Annotated in this window: 9 protein-coding genes; 2 read left to right on the forward strand and 7 right to left on the reverse strand. The window is 58.9% G+C overall.

Going from position 1 to position 12,570, the window contains the following annotated elements:
- Nucleotides 1-10: 10 nt before the first annotated feature.
- The 3 genes from K5D32_RS14125 to K5D32_RS14135 form a co-directional block, all read right to left on the reverse strand.
- Nucleotides 11-1,117 (reverse strand): NADH:flavin oxidoreductase/NADH oxidase, encoded by a 1,107-nt coding sequence (locus K5D32_RS14125; RefSeq protein ID WP_221600675.1) that lies wholly within the window; start codon nt 1,115-1,117, stop codon nt 11-13.
- A gap of 91 nt (nt 1,118-1,208) precedes the next feature.
- Entirely contained in the window at nt 1,209-2,924 is a 1,716-nt protein-coding gene (gene recJ, locus K5D32_RS14130; RefSeq protein ID WP_221600677.1) for a single-stranded-DNA-specific exonuclease RecJ, read from the reverse strand.
- Between the two features lie 60 nt (nt 2,925-2,984).
- Entirely contained in the window at nt 2,985-3,527 is a 543-nt protein-coding gene (locus K5D32_RS14135) for a YaeQ family protein (protein WP_025258897.1), read from the reverse strand.
- A 295-nt stretch (nt 3,528-3,822) separates the two neighbouring features.
- Here K5D32_RS14135 and K5D32_RS14140 point away from each other — a divergent pair, with 295 nt between their 5' ends.
- Nucleotides 3,823-4,659: a TIGR02285 family protein gene (locus tag K5D32_RS14140; protein WP_221576843.1), complete on the forward strand. Its 837-nt coding sequence runs from the start codon at nt 3,823-3,825 to the stop codon at nt 4,657-4,659.
- Between the two features lie 131 nt (nt 4,660-4,790).
- On the opposite strand, the gene K5D32_RS14145 is transcribed toward K5D32_RS14140, so the two are convergent.
- Nucleotides 4,791-5,069, reverse strand: coding sequence for a DUF3509 domain-containing protein (locus tag K5D32_RS14145; RefSeq protein ID WP_221600679.1), 279 nt, complete (start codon nt 5,067-5,069; stop codon nt 4,791-4,793).
- Between the two features lie 283 nt (nt 5,070-5,352).
- Between K5D32_RS14145 and K5D32_RS14150 the strand changes: the two genes are divergently transcribed.
- Entirely contained in the window at nt 5,353-6,015 is a 663-nt protein-coding gene (locus K5D32_RS14150) for a response regulator transcription factor (RefSeq protein WP_221600682.1), read from the forward strand.
- Here the strand turns inward: K5D32_RS14150 and K5D32_RS14155 are convergent.
- From K5D32_RS14155 to thrC, 3 genes are all read right to left on the reverse strand, one after another.
- Nucleotides 5,988-7,265 (reverse strand): EAL domain-containing protein, encoded by a 1,278-nt coding sequence (locus K5D32_RS14155; RefSeq protein WP_221576721.1) that lies wholly within the window; start codon nt 7,263-7,265, stop codon nt 5,988-5,990. The two genes, K5D32_RS14150 and K5D32_RS14155, sit on opposite strands and share 28 nt — an antisense overlap.
- An 85-nt stretch (nt 7,266-7,350) precedes the next feature.
- A complete protein-coding gene (locus K5D32_RS14160; protein WP_221600732.1) occupies nt 7,351-10,965 on the reverse strand; it encodes an ATP-binding protein in 3,615 nt (1,204 codons plus the stop codon).
- Nucleotides 10,966-11,085: 120 nt separating this feature from the next.
- Nucleotides 11,086-12,495 (reverse strand): threonine synthase, encoded by a 1,410-nt coding sequence (gene thrC / locus K5D32_RS14165; RefSeq protein WP_221576720.1) that lies wholly within the window; start codon nt 12,493-12,495, stop codon nt 11,086-11,088.
- Nucleotides 12,496-12,570 lie beyond the last annotated feature (75 nt).

A 12,570-nucleotide genomic window follows, 5' to 3' on the forward strand; every position in this document is an offset into this window, starting at 1 on the left:
GCCTGAGTGATCAGTCCCGCAGATCGGACTCGTGGATCGGCTGGTCACGGTGGGTCGCACGCTGATATTGCGCAGGCCAGACCGCCTTGCGTCCGCCAAGATCGTCATCGGCATGCAACGGCCAGTACGGGTCGCGCAACAATTCACGCGCCAGCAGGATGATGTCGGCCTGTCCGGTGCGCAGGATATGTTCGGCCTGTGCAGGCTCGGTAATCAGGCCCACCGTACCGGTGGCAATCTGCGACTCCTTGCGCACGCGCTCGGCAAAGCGCGTCTGGTAACCGGGGCCGACCGGGATTTCAGCATTGGCCGAAGTGCCACCCGATGAAACGTCGATCAGGTCTACACCCAGAGTTTTCAGGCGACGCGCCAGCTCAACCGTTTCGTCAGGGTTCCAGCCGTCTTCCACCCAGTCGGTGGCCGATACGCGGACAAACAGCGGCAACTCTTGCGGCCAGACATCCCTCACGGCTTCCGTCACTTGCAGCGTCAGGCGAATACGGTTTTCAAACGAACCGCCATACTGGTCAGTGCGCTGATTGCTCAATGGCGACAGGAACTGATGCAGCAGATAGCCATGGGCGGCGTGAATCTCGACCACCTTGAAGCCCGCGATCAGGGAACGACGGGCGGCGTCGACAAAAGACTGGATCAGGCCCTGGATCTGGCTTTCGCTCAGTTGCACCGGAGCCGTGTGTTGCGGATCGAAGGCAATGGCCGATGGCCCCCAGGGTTTCCACCCGCCCTCACTCTCGGGCACGCTGCCATGCTTGCCCAGCCAGGGACGCCAGGTACTGGCCTTGCGTCCGGCGTGGGCCAGTTGAATACCTGCCACCGAGCCCTGGGACTCGATGAAACGGGTGATGCGTTGCAGGGGCTCGATCTGCTCATCGTTCCACAGGCCAAGATCCTGGGCCGTGATGCGGCCATCTTCGGTCACAGCAACGGCTTCACTGAACACCAGCCCCGCACCGCCCACGGCACGACTGCCCAGGTGGACCAGATGCCAGTCGTTGGCCAGGCCATCGAGACTGGAATACTGGCACATGGGGGAAACAGCGATGCGGTTGGGTAGTTTGAGCTGGCGAAGGGTGTAGGGTTCAAGCAGCAGGCTCATGGCGACCTCTCAGGTTGAAAATCAGGCGCTGGACTGTTTTGTGTCTACAGAGCCTAGTCGACAACGTGAAAGGTGGCCGGGTTCCGGCTGATTAGCGGGGCGCTATATGGGTCACCATCAACTGCACCGTTTCATTGCCGCGAAACTCGTTAAGGTCCAGTTTGTAAGCCAGTTCGACCCAACGGATGTTGGGATTGGGCCAGATGTCGCGATCAACGCCGAAAGCGATGCCATCCAGCTTTACCGAGCCGCACTCGGTCCTGAGCACCATTTTCAAGTGCCGCTCACCGACCACGCGCTGCTCGACCAGCTGGAAGACACCATGAAACAGCGGCTCGGGAAAGTGCTGTCCCCATGGGCCGGCATTGCGCAGCGCACGCGCCAGTTCCAGATGAAACTCCTGGACTGCCAGCGTACCGTCCGAGAGCAACCGCCCGGTAAGGTCTTCTTCACTGAGCTGACGCCGTACCTCCAGGTCGAAGGCTTCAGCAAACATCGGGAAGTTTTCTTCCGGCAATGACAAGCCAGCGGCCATGGCGTGACCGCCAAACTTGCTGATCAGTTGCGGATGACGAGCGGCCACCGCGTCCAGTGCATCGCGGATGTGAAAGCCGGGCACCGAACGGGCCGAACCCTTGAGCACACCCTCCCCTGCACTGGCGAAGGCAATGGTCGGGCGGTGATAACGCTCTTTCAGGCGCGAGGCGAGGATACCGATGACACCCTGGTGCCAATCGGGCTCGAACAGGCATAACCCGAACGGCATGGACTCCACCGGCAAGTCCTTGAGCTGTGCCAGCGCCTCGCGCTGCATGCCTTGCTCGATGGATTTGCGGTCCTGGTTCAGCTCATCCAGCTGCACCGCCATTTCCCGGGCCAGGACCGGGTCATCGCACAGCAGGCATTCGATCCCCAGGCTCATGTCGTCCAGGCGACCCGCCGCATTCAGCCGTGGGCCAAGGATGAAGCCCAGGTCGGTGGAGGTGATGCGCGAAGGCTCGCGACGCGCCACTTCAAGGATGGCCCGCAACCCGGGCCGGGCACGACCGGCGCGAATCCGCATCAGGCCCTGATGGACCAGAATGCGGTTATTGGCGTCCAGCGGCACCACGTCGGCCACGCTGCCCAAAGCCACAAGATCAAGCAGATCGCCCAGATTGGGCTCGGCACGTTGCTGGCTGTTGAACCAGTCGATGGCCCGCAAACGGGCGCGCAAGGCCATCAGTACGTAGAAGATCACCCCGACGCCTGCCAGTGACTTGCTCGGGAACGTGCAGCCGGGCTGGTTCGGGTTGACGATGGCGTCAGCTTGCGGCAGTTCATGGCCCGGCAAGTGGTGGTCGGTCACCAGCACGCTCAGCCCTGCCGCCTTGGCCGCCGCCACGCCTTCGACGCTGGAAATGCCGTTATCCACAGTGACCAGCAATTGAGGGGCGCGTTGCAAGGCCACATCGACGATTTCCGGGGTCAGGCCGTAGCCGTACTCGAAGCGATTGGGAACCAGATAATCCACATGCGCAGCACCAAACAGGCGCAGCCCCAGCACCCCGACGGTACTGGCCGTCGCACCGTCGGCATCGAAGTCACCGACAATCAGAATACGCTGGCGCTCCTGCAGCGCCGTCACCAGCAGCTCTACCGCCGCATCGATCCCCTTGAGCTGCTGATACGGGATCAACCGCGCCAGCCCTTTGTCCAGTTCAGCCTCGGACATCACGCCCCGTGCGGCATACAGCCGGGTGAGCAAGGGCGGCAGGTCGCCAAGAAAAGGCAGTGTATCGGGCAACAGACGGGGTTCGATGCGCATGCGGTTCAGCTGATTCTCTGTGTATTCAACAATCGGGTCGGGTCGTTCAAGGCCGGGCTGTCAGCCGCGCTCACCTGCCAGCCACTGCAACTGCACTTCGTGCTGGCCACGATCATCGGTCACGAACACAGTGCCTTCGCTGATCATCACATCCCACTTGATGACCCGTGGCATGTCCTTGGCCAGTTGCTCCAGGACTTCCTGCGGCACGGCCGCGATGTTGACGTTCTTCAGGTTCTTGACCGCCGGAACCACCTTGCCTTCCCACACACGCAGGCTGCCATAGGCCAGCAGGCTGGTGCGCTCGGTACGACGCGAGCACCAGGTCAGGCGATCGGCGTCAGGCTGGCCGACCTCGATCCAGTGCAGGACACGGTCATCGAGACTTTTTTCCCAGAGCGCCGGTTCGTCTACTTCAGACAGGCCACGACCGAAAGATAATTGCTCGTTGTACCAGAAGGCATAGGCAAGCAGACGCACGGTCATGCGTTCTTCAGTCTCGGACGGATGACGGGCGATTGTCTGCTTGACGCTTTCATAGACCCCACGATCAAGATCGGTGAGGTTCAGTTCGAATTTGTAGGTCGTGGACGGCTGGGCCATGAACGGGCTTCTAGAGTCGGGGAAAAGGCGCAAGTCTAACCGATACAGGCCCGTGGAACGACCTCATTGCCCCGGCAAGCAAAATACACTGGCCTGCTGGCAGACATTGATGCAATTTAAGGCTGCGAAAAGGCAACCATGTTGACCCTGATGTCAGGATTTGAATCACTTGTGACGCCGTCGTCACTGCAACGATCCAATCACGGTCCGTTCACTTGAATACTATTTTTCGGGATGAAACCAGAGAATGTCTTTTCTCGCCTCGCCGTCTGCAGCATTGCGTCTGACCGGGTTGCTGCTGGCACTGGCATTATCCGGGTCCCCAGGCATCAGCCAGGCCAAGGACAGATTGATCTGGCTCCTGCGCGATATGCCACCGGCGACGATATTTTCCGGCCCTTATCAGGGGCAAGGCGCTATCGATCAATTCATGCCGGTCCTGACGGCCCGCATGCCCGAGTATGAGCATGTGCTGATGAGGGTCAATCGAGCCCGCAGCACACAGATGCTCAACGACCCGACGTTGACCTGCGATCCGACCTTGCTGTGGACCGCGACACGGGCAAAGACCATCGTCTTTTCGATTCCGACCTATATCGTGTTCAGCAACGGGCTGGTGGTGCGCAAGAATGACATGGCACTGTTCACCCCGTTCATCGCCGACGGGCATATCGACCTGCGGGCGCTGATGGACAGCAAGACCATCAAGCTGGGGGTCGTTGCAGAGCGCAGTTACGGAAGCGTGATCGATGAAACGCTCAGTCATACCCCAAGACAGGAGTTGAACGAGCACTACGGCAATGACGCCGTCGGCAGCCTGTTGCAAATGGAACGGCTGGGACGCCTGCAAGCCTTGATCAGCTATTGGCCCGAAGCCCGCGCCCACGCCCTGTTGCAGGGGATAAGCCCCGAGGAACTGACATTCCTGCCGGTCAAGAACACACCCAAATACCAGTTCACCCACATTGGCTGCTCTGACACCCCGCAAGGCAGGCAGGCCATGGAAATCATCAACCGGGAAATGCGCACCCTGCGCGAAACCAGCCTGTTGAATTTCTATGCGAACTGGCTGGAGCCGGAATCGCGTACGCAGTACATACTGGATGCCAAAGCGTTTTTCGAGACAAATTAAAAAAGAAACCCCGGGCAGAGGGGAGAACTGCCCGGGGCAAACACCTGGGAGGTTTTCGATCACCGGAGCACAATGATCGAACCTGCCACAATTTATGTGAACGCTCGCAAGGAGGAAGGTTCCTGGCTCGTTCAGGCAAAAGCCGGCGCGGTGAACCCACGGCTCAGTTCGGCGTGGCGCATCGCGGCGATCATGCAAGGTTCGATACGGCCTTCGGCAACCATCAAATCCCGGTGCAGACCATCCACGACATCTGTGAGCTGGCGTTTATCGCCCAGTTGATCGGCGCTGAAACGACGCTCGATCACAATGGCACCTGCCGCATCCCTCAGTGTTACCAGACCTTCCGGGCTGAGGCTGACCTGGTAGGGAGCCAGCGCTTCGTTTAGCAGTAAGCTGATATTTTCCATCTGGATCACCACTCAACAGTTTGAATGCAAAGGTGCTTATCACTGACCATCGGCAAGCGCGGAAAGTTCTTTCGCCTGCGAGGTTCATTGGATGGCTCAGATGACCGAGCATGCCTGTGGAATATGACAGGGAAAAAACCGGAGTTCAGATCGGCTCAACAGCTATAGGAAAATTCAACATAACTTACGTCAAAAATCCTACGGAACGCCTGTAGATCAAGGCGATACCCAAACCGCAACATCGTATGCAATGACCCTGGCTGCCATCCGATGGAGCAATACCTTGAGCACTTCCGCTGATCACCCCCTGCGCATCATCCTGGCCGATGACCATCCGATATTTCTGATCGGTCTGCGCGTGGTGATCGAGCAGGAAAACACCGCCCATGTCGTGGCACAGGCCTGCACCCCGAACGAACTGCTGCTGATGCTCAAGAACCATGAATGCGATGTGCTGGTCACGGACTTCATGATGCCTGCCGAACGGCAGAACGATGGTTTACGCCTGCTGCAGCGCATTCATCGCGACTTCCCGCAACTGCCGGTTATCGTAGTGACAACATTGAGCAACCCGGGACTGTTCCAGGCGATGCTGGCACTCAATGTCAAAGGGTTACTGAGCAAGGCCAGCGTGGCGAGCGAGTTGCCTGCTGCCATCAGGAGCACCCGCCGACAGGAAGTGTTCATCGCCGACTCGGTACACCGGGTTCTGCTGAAGGCAGGGGATCATGGAACTGACAGACCGAAGCCGCTTGAACAGTTGTCACCCAGGGAACTGGAAGTCGTTCGCCTGCTCGCAGCCGGAAACACCGTCGGTGAAATCGCCACACAACTGAACCGCAGCAAGCAAACCGTCAGCGCCCAGAAAGTCAGCGCCATGCGCAAGCTCGGCCTGGGCAACGAGGCAGCACTGTTCATTTACCTGCAGGAACATGGGCTGTCCTGACCCGCCGTCTTGCGGGATGCCGCCTGCGGTTTGTTCCTCTTGCGCTCGGCAAGCCAGACCAGCAGGTCTGCCGCACTCAATGGCCGAGAAATGAAATAGCCCTGAATGGCAGGGGTTTCCAGCACCATCAGGCTGTGAAAGTCATCGATGGTTTCCACACCTTCCACCACCACGTCCATCGACAGGCGGCGAGCCATGAACATCGCCCCGGCCACGACAGCCGACTTGCGAGCGTCGTCCGCCATACCTCGCACGAACTCGGTCGGGATTTTCAGTTCGCAGAACGGCAGCTGTAACAGCCGCTGGATGTTCGATGCTCCCATCCCGAAGTCATCGATGGACAACTTGCAGCCCAGCATGCGCAAACGCAGCAGCGCCTCAAGTTGCCAGGCCTGAGGCTCCAGGGCGTCATGTTCGAGCACTTCCAGGGTCAGGATGCTTGCCGGGAGTTCATACAGGGCCAGAAGCCCCGTGATTCGCGTAGCAAAATCCGTCTGTTCAAGCACCTGCGGTGCAATATTCACGGCCACAGGCAACGCCTCGCCCTGCCGGAACCTGACGTCGGCAGACAATTGCAGAGCCAGCTCAAGCACTCGCCAGGTCAACGGCACGACCAGTCCTTCGCTTTCAATCACCGACATGAAACTGCCGGGTGCCAACAGGCCATGCACGGGATGCTGCCAGCGGACCAGCGCCTCGACGCCAAGCACCTCACCGTCGACACTGACCTTGGGTTGAAAGTGGGCGATCCATTGCTCGGCCAGTGACAACGCATTCAGGCCGTTTTCACCGGCTTGTGGACCAAGCAGTTGCCCGGCACAGAAAACATGTTGAGGCTTCGATACGCTTTTAGCCGGAGTCTGGGGCAAGTGCCCATATGCCTGGAGCAAATCGTACAACCGGGCTGCCGAAGCCGGCTTCTGCAAGCCCCCCAATACCTCAAGCCCCTGACTGCGAGCCAGTTGAACCACGCCATCGAGCACCGACTTCGAAGCACTGCTGAGAATGATCAGCGCCCGGGCCTGGCCACTTCGAGCCAGATGAGCGATCAAATCCAGGCCATCCGCGCCCTCCATCTGCAGATCACATATGGCGATATCGACCCCTCCCCGATTGAGCAACGATTGCCGGGCGGCTTCGACGCTGTCTGCGGCCAACACCTGAAACACCTGATTGGCGTTGAGCATCTGGTGCAGGGCCATCAATTGAAAAGGGTTGTCTTCAAGGATCAGAACTTTGAGAGCGCGCATGGTCATTTTCCAGATCACATCGAGGTGAAAGTGACCTTACTCTAGAGGGGTGATCGGGCATGCCCCATAAGACAAGTCCTAAAAATCAGGGCACCTGCACCAACTGCAATTCAATATCCGCTCGCAGGTTTTCGATGGAAGCATCCAGCACCGGCCAGTGTTCGCTCAAGGTCGAACCGGACTCACTCTTCACACTGACGTCGAGCGAGGCGCAAGCCTTGGCCAGCGGTACGGCATCCACAAGGCAGGCGGCGCCCTTCAGGCGATGCAGGGAAGCACTCAGGGTCTTCCAGTCATGGGCACCGACCGCAGGCTGCATGACCTCACGCTCATGCCTCAGGTTTTTCCATAACTCTCCCAACAGGCGCTGTATCTGCTCATCATTGGCCTGGGTCATGCGCCGCAAGGTATGGATATCGAATGTCTGCTCGCGGACAACCTCTGCCAGCTTCATCGACAATCGCTCCAGAGACAGCGGCTTGACCAGCAACCCATCCATGCCAATGCGCTTGCAGCGCTCACCTTCATCCGTCATTGCATTGGCCGTACAGCCAATGACCGGACAACGTGCACGCTTTTCCTGCACTTCGATAGTGCGGATAGCCTCAGTCAGTGCGTAGCCGGTGATGCCCGGCATGTTGCAGTCCGTGATGACCGCATCGAATGTGCCCTCGCGCCACAGAGTCAGGGCCTGGGCACCGCCTTCGGCGGGTACGACCTGATGGCCGAGAAACTCCAGTTGCTGGGTCAGCACCAGGCGATTGGCTGACATATCGTCCACCACCAGCAGATGCAGACTCCGCTCCCCCAAACTGCGGCCTTGCGGGTGGGGTTCACTCTGCACCCTCGTCAGGCGTTTCACTCTGGCAAGTGGCACATTGACGGTCACCCGAGTGCCTTGCCCCGGCTCACTGCACAGGCTGATGTCGCCATTCATCAGTTCCACAAGCCGTCGGCAGATGCTCAAACCCAGCCCGGTGCCGCCGTAGCGGGCTGCAATATCGTCACTGGCCTGAATGAATGGCTGGAAGATCTGTTCCTGGCGATGGGGATCGATACCTGTCCCGCTATCCTGGACGCTGATGTGTACTCGCGACGACTCGCCGTGTTCTTCAAGCACGCCGACGGTAATCACCACCGAACCCTGCTGTGTGAATTTCAGGGCATTGCCGAGTACGTTATGCATCACCTGGCGCAGACGTAAAGGGTCGAGCCAGTAGTCGCCATGGGCCTGCTCTGCAAACTCCAGTTTCAGCGCTATTCCTTTCTGCGCAGCCTGGGCCGAGAACAGTTGAACAATGCCTTCGAAAAACGAGTAAAGCCCGGTCACGGACTGCGACAGTTGCATCCCGCCCGCCTCTATCCTCGCCAGATCAAGGCTGTCGCCAATCAGGGCGACAAGCTCTCTGGCCGAGCGACACGCCACCTGCACCCCTTGCGAAGGCGTTTCATCCCGGCGCAATGCCTGTTCGCACTCAAGCTCCAGCAGACCGATGATGGCGCCCATGGGCGTACGGATCTCGTGACTCATGCTGGCCAGAAAAGCACTCTTGGCTTCACTGGCCTGATCCGCGTGGCGCAGCGCTTCCTCCAGCCTCGCCTCCAGCCGTTTGCGTTCGGTGATATCGACCCAGCCACCCAGCAGTCCCTGCAACTGGCCATCGGCACCAAAGAAAGGAACGGTCCAGTGCCATGCATCGACATGTCTGCCAGACAGCTCCATGGTTCTGTCGGCGAATATCGGGCACCTGGTTTCCAGAAGCCTGAGATAGTCAGCATGCATCTGCTCGGACACCGAGCGTGGAATCAGGTCGATATCGATCAGACGGCGACCGTTCATTTGCTCGAAGCTGATCCCGAAGCTTTCTTCATAACTGCGGTTGCAGGAGATAAGCCGCCCCTTGAGGTCGCGGACATAAATGGGATTGGGGATGCCATCGAACAGCGCATGCTTGAAGGCCAACTGGTCGTTGAGCTGCCGCTCGGCCTTGAGCCTCTGACGAATCTGTACCTTGAGGCGGCTGCTCCACGCCAGAGAAACCACACCGAGCAACAAGGCAAGCATCACCCACCAGAATACCCATTGCGGAATCCGGCTCCAGATCGACGGCTGAGGCAGGACAGAGCCCAGCCACTTCATGCGGATGGAGCGCATCTCGGCCACCGGAAACGCCTCCAGTGCCTTGTTCAGGATGCTGAGCAGTTCGGGTTGCGACTTGATCACCGAAAACTGATCGGGAGACCATTTGCCGTCGACACCGCGCGCCACTTTCAAACTGCCGGGCGGAAAGAGATAGGCACCCGCTTCGTTCTGGATCGTGGCATCGGCCTGCCCGGTTTCCACCAGCTTGCGTGCATCGGCATAAGTGGGGACCAGTCGAAGCTGGATGTCCGGGAAGTTGCGCTGGATCTCCTCCTCCAGCGCATGCCTGGCAGGCAATGCCAGTACTCGTCCGGACAGGCTGCTGAGGGACACTTGCGAAGAGCTGTCGGAGCGCACGACAAAGACCCAGCTATTGCCACCGAACGAATAGGTGAAATCCAGAAACTGCCTGCGCTCGGCATTTTCGGCCAGAGTTGTATTCATCTCTGCCTCTGCGGCCTTCAACACCTCGATGCTGTCCTGGGTTGATGACACTTCCTTGTAAACGAACTGCAGACCGGTCATGCGCGAGATCCGCGCCAGCACATCGACATTGAGGCCGACCCAATTGCCGTTGTTGTCCTTGTAGATATAGGGTGGATGCTGGGTGGTCGAGACCGTTACGCTGGGGTGCTTGGCAACCCAGCTTCTTTCGGCTCCAGAGAGCGTAATACGTTGCCCGACCACATCGGCTCCCAGCCCCTGGGTCCAGCGCCCCAGCACTTCACGCCCCACGGAAGGCTCGAGACTGCTCAATACCCGGTTTATCAGACTCAACAGCCGCTGTTCGTCCTGGCGTACGGCAAACGCAAAACCCACTGACGGCAATGCGCTTTCAAACTTGACCTGCAGGCCCAGGTAAGGCCGCAAGGCATTGTAGGAACGCACGATCACTTCATTACCGATAAAGGCGTCGACCTCACCCTGGCTCAAGGCCTCGAGGGCGCTGTAGAGGTTGGGAGCGATAATGATTTCGCTGTCGGGATAGGTGGCATGAACGGTTTTCGAGTCGGCATATCCGTCGAGCAATACGACTTTTTTACCTTCCAGCCTGCGCGACGGGGCCGGATCACTGCCTCGTGTGACCACTACCGAATGATCGGGCATGTAGACGCTGGAGAATTCCAGGCCCTTCACCCCGCGCTCGAAACCGTTGGCGCTGGTAACAATATCAATGGCGCCGCTGCGCAGTGCGGCAATGGCATGATCGCGCTCGGCAAAACCGGTCACCTGGATCGGCATGTTCAGCTTGTCGCCAATCAGGCTGAGGTAATCGGCGCTGATGCCTTGATAGCGATTACGGTCGCTGGTGATATCGACCGGCTCGTAGTCGGCAATCGCAATACCTACCCGCAAAACCTTGCGCTGGTCCAGCCACTGGCGATCCGCATCCTCCAGATGCAGATCTTCCAGCGCCACAAAAGGCGCGCTCAGCGCAAAAGGCAGACTCTGTGCTGCACCCGCCAACTGGCCGAGACCCAGCAACAGCAGGAATAAAATCGTGCGCCCTGCACGTTCAATGATCAGGTTGCCGGTCACCCTGACCCGACTTTGCATACTTGCCTGTTTCACAACAACTGACTCATCCGTAGAGACTTGAAAACCTCCAAAGTTTGGCACGGGAAAACGAGAAGGCCCGCCAAGTGGCGGGCCCTAAGTTGTTACACAACGATTCGGTTATAACGGTTTTCCGCGGTTACCGTGCTGGCTGACAAAGGCCTGCATGGCTTTGAGGTCATTTGGCAAAACAGTGCAGCGCTCGTCGCGCTCGAATAAATCAGACAAATGTGCAGGCAGCTCAAGCGCTTTTCCTACGCCTGCCTTCTCCACTGCCTCAGGGAATTTGACCGGATGGGCAGTGCCCAGGATCACCATTGGCGTGTCGAGGCTACGACGGCACTCGCGTGCGGCCTTGACGCCGATTGCAGTATGCGGATCCAGCACTTCACCGGTGCGTGCGAACACTTCGGCGATGGTTTCGCAGGTCTGCTCGTCGCTGACCGCCAGCGAGTCGAACAGCTTGCGTGTTTCGGTCCAGCGATCTTCATCGACACTGAAACCGCCACCCTGCTTGAAGGTGTCCATCAGACCGGCAATGGCTGCACCACTGCGACCATGCATATCGAACAACAGACGCTCGAAGTTCGACGACACCATGATGTCCATCGAAGGCGACAGCGTGGCGTGCAGGGTTTCCTTGACGTACTGATTGCCGCTCATGAAGCGGTGCAGGATGTCGTTGCGGTTGGTGGCGACGATCAGTTGATTGACCGGCAGCCCCATGTTGCGTGCCAGGTAACCGGCGAAGATGTCACCGAAGTTGCCGGTAGGCACCGAGAACGATACCGAACGAGCCGGGCCGCCCAGCTGCAGGGCCGCGTGGAAGTAGTAGACGATCTGGGCCATGATCCGTGCCCAGTTGATCGAGTTGACCGCTACCAGACGGGTGCCCTTGAGGAAGCCCTGGTCAGCGAAGCTGGCCTTGACCATTTCCTGGCAGTCGTCGAAGTTGCCTTCGATGGCGATGTTGTGGATGTTGTCGCCGAAGATGGTGGTCATCTGGCGGCGCTGAACGTCCGAAACACGCTTGTTGGGGTGCAGGATGAAGATATCGACGTTGTCGCAACGACGGCAGCCTTCAATCGCCGCAGAACCGGTATCGCCGGAAGTCGCGCCGATGATGACCACTCGCTCGCCACGCTTGGCCAGCACGTAATCCAGCAGACGACCGAGCAATTGCAGGGCGAAGTCCTTGAACGCCAGGGTCGGGCCATGGAACAGCTCAAGCACCCACTCGTTGCCGCCCAGCTGGCGCAGCGGCGCAACCGAACTGTGGGCGAATACGCCGTAGGTTTCTTCAAGGATCTTCTTGAAGTCTGCATCCGGGATGCTGCCATCCACGAACGGACGCATCACCCGGAAAGCCAGTTCGTGATACGGCAGGCCAGCCCAGGAGGCGATTTCTTCCTGAGTGAAACGTGGCAGGTTTTCAGGCACGTACAGGCCGCCATCGCTGGCGAGGCCTGCAAGCAACACATCTTCAAAATTCAACGCTGGCGCCTGGCCGCGGGTACTGATGTAGCGCATTTTTTTCAAACCTTTGGTTTGAGCTGCAAGTTTCAAGCTTCAAGCTACAAGCAGATGCGCATTGCCTCTGACTTG

This window comes from Pseudomonas cichorii (assembly GCF_019719005.1).
Lineage (GTDB): Bacteria > Pseudomonadota > Gammaproteobacteria > Pseudomonadales > Pseudomonadaceae > Aquipseudomonas > Aquipseudomonas cichorii_E.